Below are 25,770 nucleotides of genomic sequence, written 5' to 3' on the forward strand. Positions count from 1 at the left end.
TATGGCTTCAATAAAATGTTTGATTGTTGATGATGTTGATACTGCCTTATTTCAATTGTTAGATAAAGCAGCTATAGCGTACGATTATAAGCCCGACTGGAGCAAAGAAACATGTATCGAAGCGCTGCCGGCATATGAAGGATTAGTGATCCGGAGTAAATTCAGAGTAGATAAAAAAATTATTGATTCGTGTACGAAGCTTCAATTCATAGCACGTGCAGGAGCAGGAGTTGATAATATTGATAAAGAATACCTGAAAGAAAAAAACATTGCACTGTTCCATGCTTCAGAAGGAAACAGAGTAGCTGTAGGCGAGCATACCCTTGGTTTAATCTTAGCTCTTATCAATAATATTGTACGGTCTGATACGGAAGTTAAAGATGCGATCTGGCTTAGAGAAGAAAACAGGGGATATGAACTTGAGTCATTAACGGTAGGATTAATCGGGTATGGAAATATGGGTAAAGAAACATCCAAACGCCTGGCTGCCTTTGGCTGCAAAATAATTGCCTACGATAAATACCGTGAAAATTATTCCTGCAAAAATGCAGAACAGGTGGATATTGAAAAATTAAAAGCAGAAGCTGATATTATAAGTTTACATATTCCGTTAGATGATTTTTCCCGCGGATGGGTTGATAAAACATTTTTCGATTCTGTTGCAAAACCTTTTTGGCTGATAAATACAGCACGCGGAGAAATTGTAAAATTAAAAGACCTGAATGAAGCCTTACAATCAGGTAAAGTACGCGGGGCTGCTCTTGATGTATTGGAAAATGAAAAACTTTCAACACTTACAACAGAACAGCGTCAGGATTTTGATTTGTTAGTAAAAAATCCAAATGTTATCTTAACACCGCATATAGCTGGCTGGACATTTGAATCTTACAGAAAAATAAGTGAAGTATTGGGCGAAAAAATACTCTTTTGGTATTTAAATAAATAGAAAACACTAGATTTCAACATAATGTCTTTTAAGGTTGAAATCTTACAAAAGTATTCTTATCTTTGTTTAAACGGTACGCAGAGGTGCACCGTTTTTTTATTTTATATAGTTGGAAGTAATTATTGGTTATGAGTAGTAAAGTATCATATTACACAGAAGAAGGTTTAAACAAGTTGAAAAACGAGTTAAGTCATCTTAAAACAAAAGGCCGTTCTCAAATCGCTGCGCAGATTGCTGAAGCTCGCGATAAAGGTGACCTAAGTGAAAATGCGGAATACGATGCAGCAAAAGATGCTCAGGGTTTATTGGAACTTAAAATTTCTAAATTGGAAGAAATTGTTTCTAATGCCCGTTTATTAGATGAAAGCACTATTGATACATCTAAAGCTTCTATTCTTACAAAAGTAAAAATCAAGAATAAGAAAACCGGACATATTGTTGAGTATACATTGGTTTCTGAAGAAGAAGCGGACTTAAAAGCTGGCCGTATTTCGTTGAAATCTCCAATTGGTAAAGCATTGCTTGGTAGAGAAGTAGGCGAAACTGTTTTGGTAGATGTACCTGCGGGTAAAATTGAATTTGAAATTTTAGATATCGGAAGATAAATACCAACATGCCGAGTATTTTTACTAAAATAATCAATAAAGAAATACCTGCTTTTATTATAGCAGAAACAGAAACACTTATTGCATTTCTGGATGTATTTCCATTAGCGAAAGGACACGTGCTTGTTGTACCTAAAAAAGAGATTGATTATATTTTTTCAGTAGAAGATACTCTTCTGGCGGAAATGACATTGTTCTCGAAGAAAATTGCCTTAGCAATAGAAAAAGCTATTCCATGTAAACGTGTAGGTGTTGCAGTTATCGGGCTGGAAGTTCCGCATGCGCATATTCACTTAATACCTTTACAAACTGTACAGGATATTAATTTCACCAGAGAAAAATTAAAACTGCCTGCAGAAGAAATGAATGAAATTGCAGAAGCCATTAAAAAGCAGTTGTAACCAAACATACCGATCAAATAAAAAGAGCGGCGTTTATTAACGCCGCTCTTTTTATTTACAGGAAGATATAATGGAACACGCCTGTTCGATCTGGTCATCTGAGATAATAAGCGGTGGTGCAATACGCATGGAGTTGTCACAGAATAAAAACCAGTCTGTTAACACACCTTTTTCAATAGCCTGATCGATAATCCGTTTCAATACCGAATACGATTCAAATTCAACCGCCATCATCAAACCTGCACTTCTGATTTCTTTAATACCTGGATGATTTAGCTGTTTTCTGATCAGCGATTCTTTCTTCAAAACGGTGTCCATCAGCTTTTCTTCCTGAATAACTTCCATACAGGCAATCGACGCAGCACAGCTTACAGGATGTCCGCCAAATGTGGTAATATGACCTAATACCGGATCTGAACTCAATGTCTGCATTATTTTTTTAGAAGAGATAAATGCTCCGATCGGCATACCTCCGCCCATACCTTTTGCAGCAAGTAAAATATCCGGAACAATACCATACGTTTCAAATGCCCAGAAAGTACCTGTACGCCCGAAGCCGCATTGAATCTCATCCAATATCAATAAAGTCCCTGTGTAATCACAACGCTTCCTCAAAGCCTGCATATACGGTTTATCAGCAATGCGCACACCTGCCTCGCCCTGGATCGTTTCAATGATCACAGCTGCGGTCTGTTCTGTAATTACATCCAGATCTTCTGTATGATTATACCGGATATGTTTTATCCCAGGAAGCAAAGGTCTGTAAGACTGCTTAAAAAACTCATTTCCCATTACACTCAATGCTCCATGTGAAGAACCATGATAGGCATTTTTGCATGAAATGATTTCTCTGCGGTTTGTATATCTTTTTGCAAGTTTCAGCGCACCTTCTGTTGCTTCACTTCCAGAGTTAACCAGATAAACGGAATCTAACGAGGGAGGAAGTGTTTCAATCAGTTTGGTGGCCAGTCTTACCTGTGGTGCCTGAACAAATTCCCCATACACCATCAGGTGCATGTATTTTTGACTCTGTTCCTGAATTGCCTGAACAACCTTCGGATGGCAATGTCCGATATTACTGACTCCGATACCAGAAATAAGATCGATGTATTTTTCTCCTTGCTTACCATACATGTATACACCGGAAGCTTTTTCAACTTCTATTAAAAGCGGCGCATCACTTGTTTGTGCAAGATTGTTTAAAAAAAGCTGTCTGTTTGTGAGCATATTTACGCAAGTTACTAATTGTAGCTATGGTATTAAAATATGCACTTTTACTGATGCTAACTATTTATAAAAAGCCCAATAACGAAAAAAACATTCATTTGTTTTATCCAAATCAATTCAGGCTTCAAACGTACTGAAATATGAATCTATTTTAGTATGCATATTCAACTTTTATGGTTAAAAAGGATAAAATTCAACTAAATGAATAGGATAGATTAAAAATGAGCTATTGAATTCATGTTTAAATACAAATAACTGTTTATTAATTAATTATAAAATTTTCAATTGTTTGAATTAAGAAATATATAAGAAATAAAGATATTCACTTTCTTTATAAAATTTATATTTTTATATATTTTCTATGTATATTACAATGTAATAAAGTTAAATATTTTAAACATTTTAAATATTATATTTTATGAATTGGAATGCACTATCAAGGTTATTTTGCTCGGGCATATTCCTTATTATTTTAACTAATTACACGTTTGCGCAGGATAATCATTCAGATACTGCGGAAGAACTTTGGGCATCGATGGATTTTGTTTCAATAAAAAAGGCAATTCAGCTTGAAACAAAACTTACAAATCAGGATCTGGATTTGTACATGAAATTTTTAGAATTAACATTTTCCGAAGATCGTTCCTGTTTTTTTAAGAAAGCGGAAAAAGGTGAAATTACTGCTTTAACTCTTCAATCTTATACAGATGAATTGGTAAAAAAATATCTATCTGCTTACAATTCCTTTGAAAAAAACAAACAAGCGTTTGCCCGTCTGCAAAACGAAAATATCTATGCACCGCTTGCTTTTAACGGACCTTGTGAAAACATTGGTTTTGAATCAGGTACAACTGCCGGGTGGCAGGGATCTATAGCAAATGCCTGTGAACAAGCTGCGCCATGTAATGTTGTAAATGGATTTAGTACCACCAGACATGAAATCATGACTACTGGCATGGTCGATCCGTATATTCCCACACTGCCAGTTGTTGCACCCGGAGGAAATTATTCCCTCCGGTTAGAAAATTATGTGAATGGTGGAAATGCTGCGCTCGTAAGACAAACATTTCTTGTAACACCTGCGAATAATATTTTCACGTATCAATATGCTGCCGTATTAGAAGATCCGGGAGACCATAGAGATCTGGAAAGACCTTATTTTAAAGTACGCATGTATGATAAAAACGGAAATCAGATTAATTGTGCAACCTATACAGCTATTGCAAAACCACCCATACAGAACTTTATCAAAAGCGTTGTACCCAATCCAAATTATGACCCTGCTGAACCCAGGGATGGGCCTAACAATAATGCGTTTTTAAACTTGTATTACCGGAACTGGACAACTGTAACCATACCTTTGCTGGGATATGAAGGACAAAATGTTACCGTAGAATTTATCGCTTCAGATTGTTCACGAGGCGGCCATCTGGGCTATGCATACATTGATGCCAGCTGTTCCTTTCTGGATAAACAAATACCTCCAACCATTTGTGGTTCGGATGAAAATATTACCCTTTACGGGCCCAATGATTTTGCATCCTATCTCTGGACAGGACCTGGTATAGTAGGGTCAAGAACAACGCAGAATATTAGAGTAAACAAATCGGGTGTGTACCAGCTTAAGCTTACTCCCGTTGCGGATAATCCATGCCCGATAACCATTCAGACAACTGTACCGGAAAGGTGTTTACCCGTACCTATCAGCGCTTCTGCATGTGAAACAGTAAAAGGAAGCCGAATAAAAAACGGTGTAAACCTAACAACATACAATACTGCTATTACAGCCTATAACAGCTTAGCACGAGTCTTTGAATGGCACGCTGCACTACCTGCCACTGCTGCAAACAAAATTGCCAATCCGTCAAGTATTACTGTTTCTAATGGCAGTAAATATTATGCCGTGATTAATTATACAACTGCCGGCAGCGATACCGCAGAATTGGATTTCACCATTCACAGCATACCAACACTGCAGTTTGCAGACATTAACCCGGTGTGTAAAAGCAATACCGCAATAAACATTTCGGGTGTTAGTCCAACAGGAGGTGTTTTTGCGGGACAATACATTAATGCCGCAGGAAGATTTACACCAACAACTGCGGGAACATTTCCGATCAAATATACTTATACAAATACAAACGGATGTGTAGACTCCATCCAAAAATCCATTACTGTAAATCCCCCGCCAACCATAACAATTGGCGCTGCGCAAACTATCTGCGCAACAACAGCGACTGTTAGTTTAACAGCAGCAGCAGCAAATCAAACAGCTGTAAGCTGGACAGGAGGCAATGGTACGTTTTCAAACAATCAAAATCTGACTACAACGTATACAGCAACCAGTAACGAAATCAATTCCGGCTCAGTAAATCTCTCATTAACAATTACCGGAATTGCCCCATGCGCTTCTGTTTCAGATAACGTTTCTCTTACTTTTATACCCGTACCAACAGCAAACGCAGGTCCGGACAAGGATATATGCATTCCTAACCATTCGCCTATTCAATTGCAGGGAAGCAGTACACATGCGGCCTCAACGGTATGGTCAGGAGGAGCAGGGACATTTTCAAACAGCAATGCAGCAAATACAACATACCAGCCAACAGCAGCAGAAACTGCCGCCGGATCTGTAGTATTAACCCTTACATCAACAGGTGCTGTTCCGTGCAGCCAAATGAAAGATAATGTTGAACTTATATTCCACCAATCACCCATTGCTGATGCAGGCCCTGATAGAATGATTTGTACAGGAACCACTTTATCATTAAGTACAACATTATTTCCGCAGACAATTTACTCCTGGGAGAGTTTACAGGGTATCATAATCTCATCTACAGAAATAGCTTCTGTGGAAGCAGACAAGGACAGCAGTATAGTACTAAAATTAAAAAATCAATTTGGCTGTACGGATGCAGACACAATGAACATTGATGCATTCAAGCCGCCGGTATTTAATCTGCTTGGGCCCTATTGTTTCAGCAACCAATTAATTTTGAATGCAAACGCTATAATTACAGACCCGCTTTTAGAAAAACCAATCTGGAATAAAGATGGGGAAATACTAACCGGCGAAGATAAATTTTCATTAACCGTTACGCAGCAGGGACGTTATACACTTTATTACAAACAAGGTGACTGCGAGCGTTCTTCCGTTACAGACGTATTTGCCAATCCAACATTAGATATGCCTGATCAGCAAACAGAATGTGAGGGAAAAAGTATTACACTTACCAGCAGTAATATTCCATTAGCAACGTACAGCTGGCAAAAAGACGGGCAATCCATTGGCACAAATTCCTACACAATCTCAACAGTTATTGAAAAGGGGATAAGTAACTATCTGGTTGAGGTAACGGATCAACATTATTGTAAGGCAAAAGACAGTATCGAAGTAACCGGAATTCCTAATCCCGTTTTACACTTAAGAGATACCAGCATCTGTAAAAATAAATCGTTGGTACTTGATGGCACCCCATTAAATGCAGCAGAACTTACAGGTTATACAACAACTTACAAATGGCTGCACAATACCATTGAACTCACTAAGAGCAAATCAAATCTTATAGAAGTGACAAACGGCGGCACCTATTCGCTCGTTGCATCAATAGGTTCCTGTTCCAATACAGCCTCTATGAATTTATCCATAAATCCGCTGCCGGTACTTGATTTGCCAGCCCATAAAAAAATATGTCCGGACTCCGATAAAGAAATAATTCTTGATGCGGGTAATCACACCCATTATATCTGGCAACCAACAGGTGAAACAACCAAAGAAATAAATGTTGGCAGAGGAGGTATATATTCTGTAACTGTTTTTACTAATGCAAACTGTGCTGCTTCCGGATCGGTTGAGGTAAAAGAAATCTGTCCGCCAAGACTATTTGTTGCCGATGCTTTCAGTCCTAATCAGGACGGTACCAACGATATGTTTAATGTATATGGAGCACACATAGGTTCGTATAAACTTTTAATTTTCAATCGCTGGGGAGAAATAATTTTTGAAAGCGTTGATAAAGATCATTTCTGGAACGGAATATATAAAGGAGAAATAATGCCAATAGGTGTTTACCCATGGACGATTGTGTATGAAGGCGATAGTCACGAATACATTGGCCCGTATAAACTTGAAGGTAGTGTAACCATAATAAAATAATGAAGTGTTTCATTTATTCATATTAATTAAATGTATTTAGGCAATAAGTTGACAGTAAAAAAATTAGGAATATTAATTTCCTGTTTCTTATATTTTCAGTTAGAAATATCGGCACAGGACATTCAATTTTCTCAATTTTATGCTAACGTCTTATATTTAAACCCTGCATTTGCCGGCAGTGCACACCAAACCCGGGTAATAGGTCATCAACGCTTACAATGGCCGCGCTTAGACGCAAAATATATCACGTCCAGTTTTTCAATTGATCATTTTTTCACTAAAACTAAGAGCGGTCTTGGCTTGATGGTATTAAGAGACGTACAGGGGAGCAATATCATCAGTTCTACGGAAATAAGTATGCAATATTCGTATGAGCTTATTCTTACCTCGAAACTTGCTTTCAGAGCCGGCGCACAAGGCACTTATGCTTCACGGTATGTAAATTATTCCTACCTTAAATTTCCAGATCAATACACGGTAGATGGTTTTACAGGACAATCTACACAAGAGCCTTTTGGGCATAATACCGTTAGCTATTTTGATGTATCCGTAGGTGGGATTTTATATTCGGATAAATTCTGGGCAGGCGTCTCCGTCTATCATATGAATACACCCAATCAATCTTTTTATGGAGATGCCAGTAACCTGCCTGTTAAAACAACCTTCATGGGTGGTTATAGATTCGATCTTTCACCTAAAAACGATCGTTCAAGAGTACAAGATGATGAAGTTACACTAACCCCGACATTCAATTATAAAGCGCAGGGGAAATCTGATCAGCTGGATTTGGGGCTTTATGGTATCTATCATCACCTCATGCTCGGTATGTGGTACAGAGGTATTCCGGTAAAGCACTATAATAAAGGGTTACAAAACAACGAATCAATTGTTTGCCTGATTGGCTGGAAAATCAGAGGATTAAGATTGGGATACAGCTATGATTTTACCGTTTCAAAATTAAGCCTTGGAAGAACAGGAGGAAGCCATGAAATCAATATTACCTACATTTTTAGTAAACCTCCCAAAAAGAAAAAACCAATAAAGAAGATCCCTTGTCCGGATTTTAAATAAAAATCAAATTTTATATCATACTCTTTTGTTAACTTTGGTATACATATATCATCGCGCAACTATGCTTATTTTAATACAGATTATTTCCCTGCTGTTTTATTCTGCGGTTTCAATTTCCGAAGATAGTGATCAGTTTGCCTGGTCGGCAGAACGTAAATTAACCTGGGATGATTTTAAAGGTAAGCCAACTAAAACCAATCCGGCGGCGGCATTAACCTTTACTGATATTCATATCAGTGCCAGCTATACAAATGGCAAGATTAATGTAGAAGTTAAAAACTTTTTTGACAAAAAACTTTCCTGGACAAAAAATAAAACGTCTGCAAGTTTATTGAAACATGAACAGGTACATTTTGATATAACAGAAGTCCATACCCGTATCCTACGAAAAAAATTGTCTGCGATTGCCAGTGAAAAATCACTTCAAAATGGTTCTTTTAATAAAGAATCTTCTAAACTATTAAAAGAATGGCATGAGTTTCAAGAGAAATATGATAAAGAAACAGATCATGGGCTTATTGCCGCTAAACAAAAGGAGTGGGAAGATAAGGTAGCATTATTATTAAAAGAAGAATAATGAAATTGAGAAGAGTAATCACGGTTTCTTTCAAACATATACGTAGTACACAATATCTGTTCATCTTATTTTCTTTATTGCTTTCTCTCTACAGTGCTGCTTTTACTGCATATTCCAGAGAGCCGCTTGTTCTTACACGCAATCACGAAATAGTAAAAATTGATAGTAGTGTTGCTGAATCCTGGGATCCGGCAACAGGAAAAACCTATCCGTTAAAGACAAAGTATTTTACAAACACTGATCACAATAAAAGTTATTGGTATACATTTAAACTTTCCAATCCGTACAATAAAAATAAAAACTGGTATGTCGTCTCATACAATTTTACAATTAATGAAATAGACCTTTTTGAGAATAATCCCGAAGATTCAATGGTTACGATTCATAGAGATACCATAAATCTGAGTAACCGTTTTATCAATCACAAGCAACCTATTTTTAATATTGAACTGAAAGCACATCAAACAAAACAGTTCTACATCCGGTTGAAGAATGAATCTTCTTTTTATTACGAATTTGCTGTTTATACACCGGAAAATTTTGCCAGTTCATTTTTTAATGAATACCTGTCGTTTGGCTTATTCTATGGCTTTATGGCATTTGTATTGATATACAATATTTTTTATTATTCTATTCTAAAAGAAAAGGTAATCTTATTTTATTGCTTGTTTATTCTGGCTCAAATCATACATATGTTATACCGTGATGGTACAGGTTTATTCTTAACACCATCGTTAACGGCTCATTCGGAGATTATCAAAAACATTGCCCGGGGTACTGTCAGCATTTTTATGTTGTTGTATACCTATCACTATTTTAAATCATCTAACAACAGATTCATATATACCTGCATTAAAATTATTATCGTGCTGCGTCTGTGTTATGCAGTATTTATGCTTGAAGATACTACGCTTAATACGTTCCATTTTGAATTATTTACGTTGTTATTCTGCACCGGATTTTCAATCTATTCCTACAAAAAAGACAACCCGGATACCATTTATATGGTCATTGGTATAAGCCTTTTAACATGTAGCTACATAATATATTATTTATCTGTAGTATCATTAAGCAGCTTAAGCGGGTTTGGTTTTTTTGTATTGTATTATGGTATTGCCCTTGAAAGTATTTTTATGACACTTGCATTAGCCGAACGTTTCAAAAGAATTAAACTCGAAAATATTTCTACGCTTCAGATGAATAATGAACTGGAACAGATCATTCAAAAAAGAACGTCTCAAATCGAAGAAAAAAATAAATTGCTGGAAATAAAATCGGAAGAATTAAATCTATTTTTATATAGCGCTTCTCATGATTTAAAAGGTCCGTTAAAAACGATTGAAGGCCTGTGTAATCTGGGCATTAAGGATGAACAAGCTGATCAGAAAAAACTGTTTGAATTAATTAAAAAGAAACTACATAATCTGGAGTCGAATATTTCTGATCTGAATTCAGTTACAAAACTTCAAAATCAACAATCGCGTTTTAGTGAAATTCATTTTGAAACATTGCATAAGCAAATTTCAGAACGTTTTTTAGGAAACAATAGCATAACAAAAAATCAAATTCGCTTTAAAAATCATTTGGAGAAACCTTTCATTTCGGATGCATTTTCAATTAAAACCATTTACCAGAACATTTTTGAAAATGCCTTAAAATATAGAGATACAACACGGGATCTGATATTGGATATCGTTATTGAAGAATATGCGGATGAAATAAAAATTACGTTTACAGATAACGGACTCGGTATTCCGGAAGCCATTCTGCCTAAAATATTTAATATGTTTTACAGAGGAAATTATGAGTCAAAAGACGATACCGGCCTAGGCTTATATATTGTTAAAAAAGCAATTATAAAAATAGGCGGAACAATTGATGTATCAAGTACAGAAGGTTTGGGTACAACATTTGAAATTATACTGCCGAGAATTTCACTATTGAATCAGGGCTCAACTTCTTCCAGATAAATTAAACGGGAAGTGCCTAACGCTTCAAATTCTATGGTTAAACCGATTGTTTTTCCATGAAGTTCATTGCATTGTGCAGCAGGTGTGAGGTAATAATAAAAAATCTTTTTTCCTCTTTCGCTGTATGATACTCTATTTGCTTTGCCAAGGGTATGGAAGAAAAAAGCATCCCGCTGATCCAGCAGTTCATCTTTGCGTTTTTCTAACTCCGGAATCAAGGAAGCACGATAACCTTCGCATCCTTTGTAGTCTTTTTTCCAGGCCGCTGTTTCAATCCAGCTGATTTTGTTACTGTTACAAGATAGCAGGCTGGCAAAAACCAATACGATGAGCAGAACACAAAAGTTCTTATTTTTCCACATGAGATAGATTCGAAAGTTATATTTCAGTAAATTTAGTATTCGATTTAAGGTATTTCCAAAGAAATGGCAAAAGATATTAATAATAATTCATCAGAAGAACAATCAGGTAACGAGCATATACATGATGTAGTGCATGTTAACGGTTTATATGAAAACTGGTTTTTAGAATATGCATCCTATGTAATTCTTGAAAGAGCAGTTCCGCATATCAATGATGGACTAAAACCTGTTCAGCGAAGAATTCTCCATGCCATGAGAGTTATGGATGACGGCAGGTTTAATAAAATTGCCAATGTGATTGGTTCAACCATGCAGTATCACCCGCACGGCGATGCATCGATCGGGGATGCCATTGTAAACATGGGGCAGAAGGACCTGTTGATCGAACCACAGGGAAACTGGGGTGATATACGCACCGGAGACAGTGCGGCGGCACCCAGATACATTGAAGGCCGCTTATCAAAGTTTGCACTGGATGTAGTTTTCAATGAAGATACTACAGAATGGCAGGCATCATACGATGGGCGTAAAAAGGAACCGGTTACACTACCTGTCAAATTTCCGTTGTTATTGGCACAAGGAGTAGAAGGAATTGCCGTAGGTTTGTCCACCAAAGTATTACCGCACAACTTTGTTGAACTTATAGAAGCTTCTATTGCTGTATTGAAAAATAAAAAATTCGAGATTTTCCCGGACTTTGCAACGGGAGGTTTTATAGATGTAAGTAATTATAATGAAGGCCAGAAGGGAAGCCGCGTACGTGTTCGTGCACGTATTGAGGATATGGATAAGAAGACACTTGTCATTAAAGATATTCCTTTCGGAACTACAACAACTTCACTGATCGAATCGATCGTTAAAGCAAACGATACCGGTAAGATCAAGATTAAAAAAGTAATCGACAATACAGCGAAGGATGTAGAAATACAGGTGCAGTTATTACCCGGTACAGATCCTGGTATTACGATAGATGCCTTATATGCATTCACGGAATGTGAAAGTTCTATTTCACCTAATGCATGTGTAATTGTAGATGATAAACCGCATTTCTTAAGTGTTCATGAAATACTTCGTATCTGCACACGCCAGACGGTTGACCTGTTAAAGCAGGAATTACAGATCCGCAGAAGTGAATTGCTGGAACGTATTTTATTTTCTTCGTTAGAAAAGATATTTATTGAAAATAGAATCTACCGGAAAATTGAAGAGTGTGAAACGTGGGAAGATGTACTTCTTACGATTGACAAGGGGTTACAGCCATTCAAAAAGCAATTTTACAGAACCATTACGACAGAAGATATTGTTCGTTTAACGGAAATAAAAATCAAACGTATCTCCAAATTTGATTCCTTCAAGGCAGATGAACTGATGCGTGGTTATTCAAACGAGTTAAAAGAAGTTGAACACAACCTTGAAAACATCATTGATTATTCAATAGCATACTATACAGGTATTTTAAAGAAATACGGTAAAGGAAGAGAGCGTAAAACAGAAATCAAAACATTTGACGTTATTAATGCAACTGTTGTGGCAGCAAACAATCAAAAGCTGTATATCAACAGAGCAGAAGGATTCATAGGCTTTGGGCTGAAAAAAGATGAATACATTTGTGATTGCTCTGATATAGATGATGTAATTGTTTTCAGACGCGATGGTATTTGTGTGGTAAAGAAAATAGGAGAGAAGGTATTTGTTGGTAAAGACATTCTTTACGCAGGTATTTTCAGAAAAGGAGATGACCGTATGGTCTATAACCTTATTTCCCTTGACGGTGCCAGCGGTAACAGCATGGTGAAACGTTTCAATGTAATGGGCGTAACACGTGAAAAAGAATATCCGCTTGTAAAAGCTAATAAAGCTTCTAAAGTCCTTTATTTTTCGGCCAATCCAAATGGAGAAGCAGAAACCGTGAGTGTTACATTAACTCCTACCAGCAAAGCAAAAATAAAAGTATTTGATTTCGATTTCAGTACTATTGAGATTAAAGGCAGAGATACGCAAGGGAACATCCTGACTAAACACCCTGTAAAAAAGGTAACGTTTAAAGCTGCAGGTGAATCTACGCTGGCTGGTACAGAAATTTATTACGATGAAACCATAGGCAGGATCAATACCGACAAAAAAGGATTACTGATTGGTTCATTTGCATCCGAAGATAAAATCTTAGCTACCTACAAAGATGGTACCTATGAAGTAACGGGTTTTGAACTTACAAACAGGTATGATGCGGATCAGCTGCTTTCCATCGAAAAGCACAATCCCGAAGCAATCGTTTCAGCGCTTTATCTGGATGCTCCTTCAAAAACATACTATATTAAACGTTTTAAGTTAGAAACAACCACCTTGGGCAAACGTTTTGCGTTTATTCCGGATGGTAAAGGAAATCAGGTTTTATTCATTTCTACCGATGATAAGCCTAAAATCAAGATCGATTTCGCTAAAGGCAAATATGTGACTAATCCAACAATGATTGTTTCAATAGATGAATTCTCTGAAATAAAAGGCTGGAAATCAATTGGTAACAAATTAGGAACAAATAAAATAAATTCAATTTCAAGATTAGAAGCAAAAAAAACAGCTGAAAAACCTAAAAAAGACGACGGTTATGTGGCAGGATCAACAATTGAATTGAATTTTAATTAACATTCGCTAATTAATACCAAACCTTTACAATTGGTAACCGTATAAATTGTAAGAAGTCACTTATGAGCAAGTAAGTATGAAGTTAGAAGAGAAAATCAATACCCGCTTAACTCAGCTAGGTTATGTGCCCCAAACCGCTGCAATTGCATTCGATATATTTCTTAAAAGTCTTAAACCAGACGAAACAATACTCTACTTTCTAGAAGGATCCATAAAAAGTACCCTCGGCTTTATCGTTACTACAGATCAGCGTGTTTATTACGTTGGTATAGATAAGCACGGTACGCCGTTTATAGAAAGCATTAAATATGAAGATATAACAGGTATCAGTGTTAGAGAATCATTACTGCCTTCTACAGAAATAACCGTTCATACAAAATCCATATTTAACAACATTATAGTTAAGGGCTGTGACTCCCACAGCGCAGCAGAATATAAAGAATTAATTGATTTGTTAACAAATAGGCCAAAAGATTAATGTTATATAGGTTGAATGAAATGTTTTTTTTCTAAATTTATGTTGCTCTTGATACATAAATTCATTCAACTATAGTATAAGTTGGCTCATTCATTTTTGATGTCATTCATTGTTAGGCTTGTAACACTTTATACTTCTGTATTTAGTATTATAAGAATTCCATTAAAAAAGAGCTTCCTCTGTTTTTTTTTATATTTAATTGCCTCATCGGCAAGTTTTGCCCAGACAATTCAAATAAGCGGCGTTATCCAGGATTCCCTTTCTCTTGATTCTATTCCTTTTGCCACTATTTATGTTAAAGGCACAACGTATGGAACCGCTTCTGACTACGATGGCACCTATGAATTAAAAGTCCCTGCATCTACCGATTCGCTCTGGATCAGCAGCATGGGCTATCAAACAAAGATCATTGCCATACCCAAAAACAAATCTGCTGTTAAAATTACTGTTTTATTATCCGAAGAACTGAGCGGAACTGAAATTCTTATTGTACCTACCGAAAATCCGGCTTACAGAATTTTACGAAGTGTCATGGATAATAAAAGGAACAATGACAAACGTAAACTTAGCGGTTACGAATATGAAACCTATAACAGAACAGAAATATACGTTAATAACATCAGTCAGGAAATGCGTGAAAGGAAAATCATGCGTGATGTTGCGGGCATTTTAGATAGCATGAAAACATTGGTTGATGCGCAAGGCAAACCAATGATACCGGTATTAATGTCTGAAACCATATCGGATTATTATTACCGCACGAATCCAACCCAGGCCAAAGAAATTATTAAAGCGGTTAAAGTGGAAGGAATCGGTATGGACGATGGAAGTGTATTGTCTCAGGTGCTTGGTTCAACATTTCAGGATTATAATTTCTATCAGAATTACATGAATATCTTAGGCAAAGATTTCATTTCACCTATTTCTGAAAGCTGGAATATTTTTTACGAATATGAATTGATGGATAGTTTATTTATAGATTCGTTGTGGTGCTATGAGATAAATTTTGTTCCCAGACAGAAACAAGACTTAGCCTTTACAGGTACCATGTGGATCACCGACACCACATTTGCACTTAAACAAATCAAAGGTACAATCAATAAAGATGCGAACCTCAATTACATCGATGGGATTACCTTTACACAGAACCTGATCCAGCTTTCAGAAGGTGCGTGGCTTCCTTCTTCTACGCACATCTATCTGGATCTTGAAGATATTGGTAAACTGCCAAGTATGGTTGCAACGTTTTATTCCAACATTCAGGATCCTGTAGTGAACCAGCCAAGGCCAAATAACTTTTTTGATCAAGGCATCGAAGTGCTTGAAGATGCCCGCGAAAAATCACCGGAATACTGGAATAAGATTTATGAGGATACAACAAGAAAAACAGATCCTGCCATTTATAAAGTAATTGATACAATCCGCAATCTGCCGATTATAAAAAGCTATGTTGAGTTATTGGATATTGCCATTAACGGATATAAAAAGATTGGCAAAATTGAATTAGGTTCTTATTTATCCTGTTATTCATATAATAATATTGAAGGGAATAAATTCCAGTTAGGTTTTAGAACCAATACAGATTTCAGTAAAAAAGTTATTTTAAAAGGGTTTGTTGGTTATGGTACAAGAGATAACCGATTGAAATATGGCGGAGCAGCAACGTTCATTTTATCCCGTAAACCCTGGACGCAGACAGGCGTGTATTATAAATACGACATCGATCAGATCGGTGCTCCTTCAGAAAAGCTTACAAACAACAACCTGTTTCTTGCTTTCACAAGATGGGGAACATTGAGAGGTCCGTATTATTCAAGACAGGTCGGCGTATTTTTTGAAAGAGATCTGACAAAAAATATTATGCCTAAAGTTATCTTCAGACATATGTGGTTTGATCCAATCTATAATTTTGCTGCTTACGATTCAGAACCAACAGCAAGCTATACACCGGGTTTAGTAGAAAAATTTCAAACCACAGAATTAATATTCCTGTTGAAATTATCGTATGATGAAATATTTTTACAAAATGGAAATGAACGCATAAGCCTTGGCGGAAAAAAATGGCCCATCGCGAATATTCAGTATACAGCAGGTTTGAAAAATGTATTCAATAGTGACTATTCGTATCATAAACTTCAGTTAACAATCGATCATTCCATACGATTCGGAATTATCGGCCGTACAAATTATCAGTTTACAGTAGGTAAAATATATAATCCGGTGCCGTATCCATTGATCGAAAACCATATCGGTAACCAGACATTTTTTTATACAACGGCTGCATTTAACTTAATGAACTTCTTTGAATATTCAAGTGATCAGTATGCTTCTATACGTATAAAACACGACCTTGATGGATTAATCAGCAACCGGATTCCACTCGTACGGAAACTAAAATGGAGATTCTTTTTAACAACCAATGTGCTGGTAGGAAGCATGTCTGATCAAAACAAAAATTTACTTGCTCCGACTACATCATCCGGTGAACCGACCGTTAAAATCTCTTCTTTAGATCCGGCAAGGCCATATGTGGAAGTTGGCTACGGTATTGACAATATATTCAAATGTGCACGGATTGATTTTATTCACCGCGTAACATATAGAGATGTGCCGGATATTAGTAAATTTGGTATAAAACTATCATTTAGATTTATTATTTAATCATGATAAAAGCATGCACTAACGCATTAATACTTATCATTATAAGTACGATGCTGTTTTCCTGTTCCGATGGAAAGGAGCCGAATAAAATGACCAATGAAAATGAATTATTGTATTCTTCCGAATTACAATTAAGTGCATTAAATGAAGCTATAGAAGCTACGCCCGATAATCCATACCTATACTTTAAACGTGCAACGTACTTTTACAACATCAACAATTTCAGAATTGCGCAAAACGATATTCAAAAAGCGTTGCGTATGGATGAATCCGTTGCTGCCTATTGGTTGTTGAGTGCGCAGATCAATAATGAATTAAAAAATGTAGACCGCGCTATTGAAGAAGGGCAGAAGGCCTTGCAGTTAGGGAATGCTGAACCTATACTGTATGCGCTATTAGCAAATTGTTTGCTGGAAAAAAACGATACTATTTCTGCCAATCAGTACATTGGTAAACTTACAGCAATTGCACCTCAAATGGCTGAATTGAAATACGTGCAGGCAAAAAAATTATTGATCGGTAAAGATACTTCGCATTCCTTCTTAAAATTCAGAGAATGTATTCAAAACAATCCGCAATACATTGAAGCATATATCGATTTAATGTCTTTATATTATAAGAAGCAGATGTACGATTCAATCATGCCTTTATTAATTAAAGCGAAGCGTATGCGCCCCAATAATCCTACGTTGTTTTTATATGAAGGGAAGTTTTATGAAACCATCAATAAAAATCAAGTAGCTCTGGCAGCATACAAAGAAGGACTTTTATGCGATCCGCAAGCCATTGAATTATATAAACCGCTTAGTGACTATTATGGCAGACAGGGCAACTATAAAGAATCCATGTATTATTTAAGCAAATGGATCGAGAAAAACTCCTCTGATGCTCAAAGCATCATTAAAATGGGTAATTATGCCTTAAAACAAAATGATGAAGCAGGAGCGGTTACTTATTATAAAAATTCATTATCTATTGATTCATCAAACACTTACCTGAAAAAAGAGATTGAACGTATTGAAAAACATATTCGTTATGTTGCCCAGGATACAACCAACTGATTTGGCTATTATCTTTCAGTATTGAGTTATATTTTGAAAATCTTATTAAATTCGCAGGTTAGAATATTATTATGATAAAGATTACTTTACCCGACGGATCAATCCGCGAATACGAAAAAGGAATCACGAGCATGGGCATTGCCCTTAGCATTAGTGAAGGACTTGCTAGAAACGTTCTGGCTGCCAAAGTAAATGGAGAAATATGGGATGCTTCAAGAGCAATCACGAGCGACTCTACGGTGCAGTTATTGACGTGGAACGACACGGAAGGTAAATCTACATTTTGGCACTCTTCTGCACACTTACTGGCAGAAGCGCTTGAAGCATTATACCCAGGCACAAAATTCGGAATCGGGCCGGCTATTGAAACCGGTTTCTACTACGATGTAGACTTTGGTGACCGCGCATTTTCTCAGGATGATTTTGAAAATATTGAAAAGAAAGTGCTTGAATTAGCCAAGCAAAAAAATGCGTATATCCGTAAAGAGATTTCAAAAAAAGACGCTGTTGCTTATTTTACAGATAAACAGGATCCGTACAAACTGGATTTGTTAGAAGGTCTTTCAGATGGCTCTATTACTTTCTACAAGCAAGGTGCCTTTACAGATCTTTGCAGAGGGCCGCACATTCCGGATACAGGATTCATCAAGGCTGTAAAGCTGATGAGTGTTGCCGGTGCGTACTGGAGAGGTGATGAAAAAAGCAAACAGTTAACACGTATTTACGGTGTTACGTTTCCTAAGCAGCAGGAGTTGAAAGACTACTTAACTATTCTGGAAGAGGCGAAGAAACGTGATCATAGAAAATTAGGTAAAGAATTAGAATTGTTTGCGTTCTCTGAAAAAGTAGGAATGGGCTTGCCGTTATGGTTACCGAAAGGTGCTTTACTGCGCGAACGCCTTGAAAACTTTTTAAAGAAAGCTCAGGTACGTGCAGGTTATCAGCCTGTAGTAACGCCACATATCGGAAACAAACAATTGTATGTTACTTCAGGGCACTTTGATAAATATGGTAAAGATTCGTTCCAGCCAATATTTACGCCGCATGAAGGTGAGCAGTTTCTGTTAAAACCAATGAACTGTCCGCACCACTGCGAGATATACAAAACAAAACCGCGCTCCTATAAAGATCTTCCAATCCGTTTTGCAGAATTTGGTACGGTATACCGATATGAGCAAAGCGGAGAGCTTCATGGGTTAACCCGTGTAAGAGGCTTTACTCAGGATGATGCACATATCTTTTGCAGACCGGATCAGGTAAAAGAAGAGTTCTTAAAAGTTATTGATCTGGTGCTTTATGTATTTAAAGTATTAGGCTTTAACGATTACACTGCACAGATTTCGTTACGCGATCCTGAGAATAAAGACAAATATATCGGTGAAGATGAGCAGTGGCAAAAGGCTGAACAAGCCATCATTGAAGCATCCGCTGAGAAGGGTTTAAGTACAGTAACTGAATTGGGAGAGGCTGCATTCTATGGGCCGAAACTCGATTTCATGGTAAAAGATGCATTAGGAAGAAAATGGCAGCTGGGTACCATTCAGGTAGATTATCAATTGCCAAATCGTTTTGAGCTTGAGTACACAGGCTCTGACAACCAAAAACACCGTCCGGTAATGTTACACCGCGCACCATTCGGTTCATTAGAGCGATTTATTGCCGTATTGATTGAGCACGTTGCCGGCAACTTCCCGCTATGGCTTTCTCCGGATCAGATTGCAATTTTACCAATTTCCGAAAAATTTAACGATTATGCCCAGGATGTATATGACAGGCTTTTGGTTAAAGACATTCGCGGGTTTATAGACAACCGCGATGAAAAAATCGGTAAGAAGATTAGAGATACGGAAGTAAAAAAAGTGCCTTTTATGCTTGTAATAGGGGAAAAAGAAGTGAACGAAGGAAAAATTGCCATTCGTAAACACGGTGGGGAAGATCTTGGAAGCATGTTGGTAGAAGATTTTATTCAATATTTTGAATCAGAAATTGCAAAACAATTAGCAGTCTGATAAAAAAAAACGAATACAGATTTTAGTATACGATAAAAATGTGCGATATTCGCAACTCGTTTAAAAACAAACAGGAATAAACTTAACGAATGGCATTACGAAATCCCAGGCCTTTCCGGGCACCAATTAAGGACAAGGACGAACACCGTATTAACGATTTTATTAAAGCAGCTAATGTACGTTTAGTTGGAGAGAACATTGAACCCAATGTTTATCCTATTCGCGAAGCGCTAAACATTGCAAAGGCTCAGAACCTTGACCTTGTTGAGATTTCACCAAACGCAGATCCTCCGGTTTGTAAAGTTACTGATTATTCAAAGTTCAAATACGAACAGAAGAAAAAGCAGAAAGAACTAAAGGCGAAACAGCATAAAGTTGTTGTAAAGGAGATTCGTTTCGGCCCGAATACAGATGAGCACGATTATGAATTCAAATTAAAACATGCGTTTGAATTTCTTAAAGATGGCTTCAAAGTAAAAGCGTATGTACACTTTGTGGGGCGTACGATTGTTTACAAAGAACGTGGCGAGATCATGTTATTGAAGTTTGCTCAGGCACTTGAAGAATTAGCAAAAGTAGAAGAGATGCCAAGGTTGGAAGGTAAGAGAATGTTCTTGATGCTTACACCAAAGGCTTCACCAAAAAAGTAATTTCTTATAATTAAACTGATAAACTAAAATGCCTAAAGTAAAAACCAAATCAGGAGCAAAGAAAAGGTTTAAACTTACAGGAAGTGGAAAAATCAAAAGAAAGAGTGCTTATCATAGCCACATTCTTACGAAAAAATCTACTAAACGTAAGCGTAACTTAGTACACGCACACCTGGTTAGTGCAGCAGATGAGTCCAACGTTAGGGCTATGCTAAAAATCTAATTAAGTTTAGATTTAACTGGTTAACAATGTTAAACCCAGTGTTTGGTTACCAAGAATTTGCATAAGCAAATCACCAACTACTAAAAAACAAAAAAGAAATGCCTAGATCAGTACCATCAGTAGCTTCAAGAGAAAGAAGAAAGAAGATTTTGAAGTTAGCCAAAGGTTACTTTGGTAGAAGAAAAAATGTTTGGACCGTTGCGAAAAACGCGGTTGAACGAGGAAAAGTTTTCGCCTATATTGGCCGTAAACAAAAGAAAAGACACTTCCGTGGTCTTTGGATACAACGTATCAATGCAGGAACAAGACAGCATGGTTTGTCTTATTCTCAATTCATTGGTGCTTTGGATAAAGCGAACATCAAGTTAAACAGAAAAGTTTTAGCTGATTTAGCAATGAATGATCCAGAAGCTTTCAAGGCTGTTGTTGAAAAAGTAAAAAAATAATATCACTTCATTGTGGTTTTAAAGTCCCCCGCCTAACGCGGGGGACTTTTTTGTTATATGTGGTAATTATGTAACACACAATATTTTATTTTTTGTACCTTAATTATGTTATAACCAGCTAATTTTTAAAACTATATCTTATGAAATATGCATACAATTACTGGGCTGTTGCTGTAGCAGCAGCGTCCTGCTTTCTATTTGGTTTTATTTGGTTTACTGTTGTTTTTAAGGAAGCTTACACCGAAGGCTTAGGTAAAAGCCGCGAACAAATGAATCAAGGACCCAGCATGGTTGCTACCTCAGTATTCCAACTAGCCGGCAATCTGGTATTAGCTATTGTCTTATCGTGGCTACTAAAAAAGCTTGGTTGCGAAACAATTCTGGAGAGTGTACGCCTTGCAGCACTCTTGTGGTTAGGATTCATTGTTGCAATAATAGGGCCGCTATATGCCCATCAGGCTTATTCGTTTAAATTTTTCCTGATCATTGCAGGTGCCATTTTAATGTACATTCTAACCAGTGCCGTGATTTTAACTACGTGGAAATAAACGGTTATATAGTTAAACAATAAAGACCGGAGTTCCCGGCCATTATTGTTTAACTATATAATATACTATTCTATTGTTTTATTATTTTACCGTGCTGGTTCAAACCACTTGAATCTGCTATGCTGTAATAATAGATACCTTGCGGCAATTGTTGTAATATGATCCTGCTTTCTTTAACAGCACCTAAACGCTGTGTTAATACAGTTGCACCATCTATTGTATAAACATTTATAGTAGATTCTATTGTCTCTCTCGGGAATTTGATTGTAATGCTTTCGCTTACTGGATTTGGGTAGAGAAGAATAAGATCCTTTGTATTTGTTTTAGATGTAAGTCCGGTAGTAATATTATTTACAGGAGTTTTTGAAACAATACTTCCCAGTTCCGGCTTTTCTTCTATATACTCACCAATGGTTTGTGAAACCTTATTGGTAACAATGGCTGAATTGTAATCAAAAAATATGTTTGCCTCATTTTCAATCAGCATTCCATTCGCTACATCCGGCCTGGTAGAAATTGAAAATTTAATAAAGCCTTGAGATTTGATGCTATCAACTTTTTTAGGTGATAAATTAATATCAGTAAACTGAAACGTAACAATCTCTCTGTCATCAATCACTTCTCTTTTAATCGAGTAGGAGTGGCTTGAACTTCCTGCTAAAAAAGTTGAAGCGTCTAAATCTGAATCTAGTGTATCAACTACAACCACCGTATAGGCGTCATCACTTCCTGTATTTTCAAAACGAATAGTATAATTCAGTTTTGTTCCTGCACTTATATAATTCCTTTCTGATTGCCCCACAGGGAATACGGCCTTATCATTTGGATCATAGCTATCCGTAATTTGCATACACGATGTTGACGACACAAAATCATTATTTAACGGGGTATTCATTGCAATACCTTTATACGCGCTCTGTAATAATGCCTGATTCGTTACACAGCCTTCTAACGAAACTCTCGGAATGGTGTTAAATGCCGGGTGGTTTGCAGACTGATCAGCTTCTAAGCGAATAACTTTTCCATAAGCTGGTAATTGAACCTGAAAATATTCCTGTGACCTTAAGGCAAATTTTTGTGTAGAAATTAAGGTGTCATTTGTATATACCCTGAATGCTGTACTATCAGGCATATCTCCCGATCCTCCGTTAAGAATGGTAAATTTAGCAATACCCATATCACACTTACCTCTCACAATAACATCTGAATTATTCCAGTCTATGTCTTCGTATAAGCATGCATTGGCAGGGGAGATCATAGCCTGTGTACATTGAGTTAATGACCGGATACTTTCAATTCCACAAATAACCGAATCAATAATTGTTATTGTCTGTTGTGAATATGGAGCAACAAGCCCTACAGTATAATACAACGTGTCACCAACTTTGCTTGTCCAGGCTGGTGTGCTGCTTATTGGTTTTACAAATTCAGGGTATACCACTTTTATTTGTGCCTGTGACGAATTAATATTACCAACATTCTGGTAATTCACATACGTAAAACCTTTAAAACACCGTCTTCTTCTATCGCTGTTAATATCTATCTTTAATACCGCACATTGTTTTATTTTCTGAGCGAAATCATGGCAGCAATAGGTTGATTTTCCTTTAGGTGTTGATACGGAGTACATACCAGATGCAGGACATATTTTTTCAATAAGCGTTGCTTCTGAATCTGTAGTGTACGATACCGTATATGAAGTATTTAATGTATCTACCTTTAATTCATAAAAACCATTTTCATCTGTATAAGCGTAGTATGGGCCAGGCAAGGCTTTTACCAAACTATGCTTTACCGGATTGTCTGTGGAATTAAATTGACAGTCACCATTATTGTCATTAAAAATATTTCCTGTTATTGTATTGAAAGCCCAATCAACATAACTGCCCAGTTGAATATAATCTATTTCAAGTTGCAGTACCGTTAAATCGGAAACAGGAGATTCTAATTCTACAAAAAAAATCCATGCCGGATATTGCTGAAGAATCAACAACGATACTCATCCCGGTGCCCATTCTTGAATCTCTCCACCCTTGATTGAAATCAAAATAATAGTCGGTATATTGATTGGTTGGACTGACAATATAATAAGCAGAACCATTTAGGGTTATGTGACCTAATGTATCCATTAATTTTATATAGATATTTTTAGGTTTTACAGAGCCGGTTGACCGCATGCGTATTTTCATATTCATATTTTCAGGCTTGCTCATATCTACCACTATAGCGGGATTTTGAAAGGGTTGTATCCAAAACCTGTTTTGTAAAAAACCTACATTATCATACACATACGTAGTAGCAGGCTGTCCGGGAATTACCGGAATGATTTTATTGTATCCTTTAAAAACTAATGCATCATGGGATTGATAATAGGTAAAAACCGTATCGTGTGTTGGTGAAACACTTGAATAATTAAACCAATATCCGGTTCCTGAATTATTATAAGAACCGTAATCAACATAATACCCGGTTTCATTATAAAGAAGTTGTGCATTTACATGTTGAAGACACAATAAAAATGCGGTCACAATTAAAAATTTAATATATTTCATATAGGCAATTATTTTCTGAACGAATATAATTATTATTTCACGGATATAATTATAGTAATCATAATCAACTATTTAAAAATACATAAACTATTAAAAATCAAAAAGTTAAAATTTATAAATTGGGGATTATTGTATAACAAAAAAAGCTTCACATTTCTGTGAAGCTTTTGTAGCGAAATCGGGACTCGAACCCGAGACCTCAGGGTTATGAATCCTGTGCTCTAACCAGCTGAGCTACCTCGCCATTTGGGACTGCAAAACTACAAATAATTATCAATATTGCACAACCAATTTTCAGTATTTATTCACTATGTATCTAAATAATTAAGTATCAGAGAATATAATTTTCATTGAATGTGTATATATTTTCATAAATTCAATATGTTCTTAGCATTATGGCATCATTTTTTCATTCCTTTGATTTATCTTACAACATGCAATCTGAGTGTTCATAAAAGTAGTATATATCATATAAAAATAATTCATATGAAAGCGCATTTAAAGGAACTTGGAACACTAGCCATTGGTCTGTTTAGCATAATGGCCTGCAGCAGCATAACAAAAGAAACGAAACCTATTGCACACGATATACATATGGAAAACCAAACCGGAGATACAAAACAATTGGATACTGCAACATTTGGCAATGGTTGCTTTTGGTGTACAGAAGCCGTTTTTCAAGACATTAAAGGAGTCGTTAAGGTTACGTCAGGATATAGCGGCGGCACAGTAACAAATCCAAGCTACAAGCAGATATGTACCGGCACAACAGGGCATGCGGAAGTATTGCAGATTGTTTATAATCCCTCAATCGTCAGTTACAGCGAATTGCTGCAGATGTTCTGGTATTCACATGACCCGACAACATTAAATCGTCAGGGAAACGATGTTGGCACCCAATACAGATCTGTGGTTTTTTATCACAATGAAACACAGCGCAAGGAAGCCGAATTTTATAAAAAGAAACTGGACGAGGAAAAAATATTTGAGAAACCGATTGTGACTGAAATTGTATCGTTCACAAAATTTTATCCGGCGGAAGACTATCATCAGAATTATTATAAAGAACATGGTAGCGAGCCATACTGCATGTATATTATCAGACCCAAGCTTGAAAAATTCAAAAAAGTATTTGGTGAGAAATTCAAACAGTAAAATTCATATCTTTTCTATTTTAAAAAATA

Annotated in this window: 21 protein-coding genes and 1 tRNA gene; 17 read left to right on the forward strand and 5 right to left on the reverse strand. The window is 36.5% G+C overall.

All coding sequences use genetic code 11. The features are described 5' to 3' along the window. The first annotated feature begins 1 nt into the window (after position 1). From CHU_RS07930 to CHU_RS07940, 3 genes are all read left to right on the forward strand, one after another. Positions 2 to 946, forward strand: coding sequence for a 2-hydroxyacid dehydrogenase (locus tag CHU_RS07930; protein WP_011585015.1), 945 nt, complete (start codon positions 2 to 4; stop codon positions 944 to 946). 128 nt (positions 947 to 1,074) lie between these two features. Then, positions 1,075 to 1,551 (forward strand): transcription elongation factor GreA, encoded by a 477-nt coding sequence (greA, locus tag CHU_RS07935; protein WP_011585016.1) that lies wholly within the window; start codon positions 1,075 to 1,077, stop codon positions 1,549 to 1,551. A gap of 8 nt (positions 1,552 to 1,559) precedes the next feature. Further along, positions 1,560 to 1,952 carry an HIT family protein gene (locus tag CHU_RS07940; protein WP_011585017.1) on the forward strand — a complete coding sequence of 131 codons (393 nt, stop codon included), beginning with the start codon at positions 1,560 to 1,562 and terminating at the stop codon, positions 1,950 to 1,952. A 51-nt stretch (positions 1,953 to 2,003) separates the two neighbouring features. Here the strand turns inward: CHU_RS07940 and CHU_RS07945 are convergent, their stop codons facing one another. After that, positions 2,004 to 3,179, reverse strand: a complete 1,176-nt coding sequence (locus CHU_RS07945; RefSeq protein ID WP_041932277.1) for an aspartate aminotransferase family protein — start codon at positions 3,177 to 3,179, stop codon at positions 2,004 to 2,006. A 418-nt stretch (positions 3,180 to 3,597) separates the two neighbouring features. Here CHU_RS07945 and CHU_RS07950 point away from each other — a divergent pair, with 418 nt between their 5' ends. The 4 genes from CHU_RS07950 to CHU_RS07965 all read left to right on the forward strand — a co-directional run bounded on the left by CHU_RS07950 (position 3,598) and on the right by CHU_RS07965 (position 10,953). Then, positions 3,598 to 7,335: a gliding motility-associated C-terminal domain-containing protein gene (locus CHU_RS07950; protein WP_011585019.1), complete on the forward strand. Its 3,738-nt coding sequence runs from the start codon at positions 3,598 to 3,600 to the stop codon at positions 7,333 to 7,335. Positions 7,336 to 7,383: 48 nt separating this feature from the next. Next, complete coding sequence (locus tag CHU_RS07955) at positions 7,384 to 8,406, forward strand: PorP/SprF family type IX secretion system membrane protein (protein ID WP_238379371.1); 1,023 nt, start codon at positions 7,384 to 7,386, stop codon at positions 8,404 to 8,406. 61 nt (positions 8,407 to 8,467) lie between these two features. Further along, a complete protein-coding gene (locus CHU_RS07960; RefSeq protein WP_049755501.1) occupies positions 8,468 to 8,983 on the forward strand; it encodes a DUF922 domain-containing protein in 516 nt (171 codons plus the stop codon). After that, positions 8,983 to 10,953 carry a sensor histidine kinase gene (locus CHU_RS07965; protein ID WP_011585022.1) on the forward strand — a complete coding sequence of 657 codons (1,971 nt, stop codon included), beginning with the start codon at positions 8,983 to 8,985 and terminating at the stop codon, positions 10,951 to 10,953. The genes CHU_RS07960 and CHU_RS07965 overlap by 1 nt, the downstream gene beginning before the upstream one ends. Here CHU_RS07965 and CHU_RS07970 read toward each other — a convergent pair. Beyond that, positions 10,929 to 11,315 (reverse strand): hypothetical protein, encoded by a 387-nt coding sequence (locus tag CHU_RS07970; protein WP_011585023.1) that lies wholly within the window; start codon positions 11,313 to 11,315, stop codon positions 10,929 to 10,931. The genes CHU_RS07965 and CHU_RS07970 overlap by 25 nt on opposite strands. Positions 11,316 to 11,378: 63 nt before the next feature. On the opposite strand from CHU_RS07970, the gene CHU_RS07975 reads away from it, so the two are divergent. From CHU_RS07975 to CHU_RS08015, 9 genes are all read left to right on the forward strand, one after another. Then, the gene (locus tag CHU_RS07975; RefSeq protein WP_011585024.1) at positions 11,379 to 13,958 is read left to right on the forward strand and encodes a DNA gyrase/topoisomerase IV subunit A; all 2,580 of its coding nucleotides are present in this window, start codon (positions 11,379 to 11,381) and stop codon (positions 13,956 to 13,958) included. A 76-nt stretch (positions 13,959 to 14,034) separates the two neighbouring features. Continuing rightward, complete coding sequence (locus tag CHU_RS07980) at positions 14,035 to 14,436, forward strand: PH domain-containing protein (protein ID WP_011585025.1); 402 nt, start codon at positions 14,035 to 14,037, stop codon at positions 14,434 to 14,436. 99 nt (positions 14,437 to 14,535) lie between these two features. After that, on the forward strand, positions 14,536 to 17,097 hold the full coding sequence (locus CHU_RS07985) for a DUF5686 and carboxypeptidase-like regulatory domain-containing protein (protein WP_011585026.1): 2,562 nt from the start codon (positions 14,536 to 14,538) through the stop codon (positions 17,095 to 17,097). 2 nt (positions 17,098 to 17,099) lie between these two features. Then, a complete protein-coding gene (locus CHU_RS07990; protein WP_011585027.1) occupies positions 17,100 to 18,158 on the forward strand; it encodes a tetratricopeptide repeat protein in 1,059 nt (352 codons plus the stop codon). A 71-nt stretch (positions 18,159 to 18,229) separates the two neighbouring features. Further along, positions 18,230 to 20,167: a threonine--tRNA ligase gene (thrS, locus tag CHU_RS07995; RefSeq protein ID WP_011585028.1), complete on the forward strand. Its 1,938-nt coding sequence runs from the start codon at positions 18,230 to 18,232 to the stop codon at positions 20,165 to 20,167. An 89-nt stretch (positions 20,168 to 20,256) separates the two neighbouring features. After that, positions 20,257 to 20,817 (forward strand): translation initiation factor IF-3, encoded by a 561-nt coding sequence (infC, locus tag CHU_RS08000; protein ID WP_011585029.1) that lies wholly within the window; start codon positions 20,257 to 20,259, stop codon positions 20,815 to 20,817. Between the two features lie 28 nt (positions 20,818 to 20,845). Beyond that, on the forward strand, positions 20,846 to 21,040 hold the full coding sequence (gene rpmI, locus CHU_RS08005) for a 50S ribosomal protein L35 (RefSeq protein ID WP_011585030.1): 195 nt from the start codon (positions 20,846 to 20,848) through the stop codon (positions 21,038 to 21,040). Between the two features lie 98 nt (positions 21,041 to 21,138). Then, on the forward strand, positions 21,139 to 21,486 hold the full coding sequence (gene rplT, locus CHU_RS08010; RefSeq protein WP_011585031.1) for a 50S ribosomal protein L20: 348 nt from the start codon (positions 21,139 to 21,141) through the stop codon (positions 21,484 to 21,486). 140 nt (positions 21,487 to 21,626) lie between these two features. Beyond that, positions 21,627 to 22,034, forward strand: a complete 408-nt coding sequence (locus tag CHU_RS08015) for a DUF1761 domain-containing protein (protein WP_011585032.1) — start codon at positions 21,627 to 21,629, stop codon at positions 22,032 to 22,034. Between the two features lie 70 nt (positions 22,035 to 22,104). Here the strand turns inward: CHU_RS08015 and CHU_RS08020 are convergent, their stop codons facing one another. The 3 genes from CHU_RS08020 to CHU_RS08030 all read right to left on the reverse strand — a co-directional run bounded on the left by CHU_RS08020 (position 22,105) and on the right by CHU_RS08030 (position 24,830). Next, a complete protein-coding gene (locus CHU_RS08020; protein WP_011585033.1) occupies positions 22,105 to 24,024 on the reverse strand; it encodes a T9SS type A sorting domain-containing protein in 1,920 nt (639 codons plus the stop codon). Next, the gene (locus CHU_RS08025; protein ID WP_011585034.1) at positions 23,942 to 24,586 is read right to left on the reverse strand and encodes a hypothetical protein; all 645 of its coding nucleotides are present in this window, start codon (positions 24,584 to 24,586) and stop codon (positions 23,942 to 23,944) included. Before CHU_RS08025 ends, CHU_RS08020 begins: the two co-directional genes overlap by 83 nt. 170 nt (positions 24,587 to 24,756) lie before the next feature. Then, positions 24,757 to 24,830: transfer RNA gene (locus CHU_RS08030), tRNA-Met, on the reverse strand. Positions 24,831 to 25,072: 242 nt separating this feature from the next. On the opposite strand from CHU_RS08030, the gene msrA reads away from it, so the two are divergent. Beyond that, the gene (gene msrA / locus CHU_RS08035) at positions 25,073 to 25,741 is read left to right on the forward strand and encodes a peptide-methionine (S)-S-oxide reductase MsrA (RefSeq protein WP_041932278.1); all 669 of its coding nucleotides are present in this window, start codon (positions 25,073 to 25,075) and stop codon (positions 25,739 to 25,741) included. Positions 25,742 to 25,770 lie beyond the last annotated feature (29 nt).

Source organism: Cytophaga hutchinsonii ATCC 33406 (genome assembly GCF_000014145.1).
Classification (GTDB): domain Bacteria; phylum Bacteroidota; class Bacteroidia; order Cytophagales; family Cytophagaceae; genus Cytophaga; species Cytophaga hutchinsonii.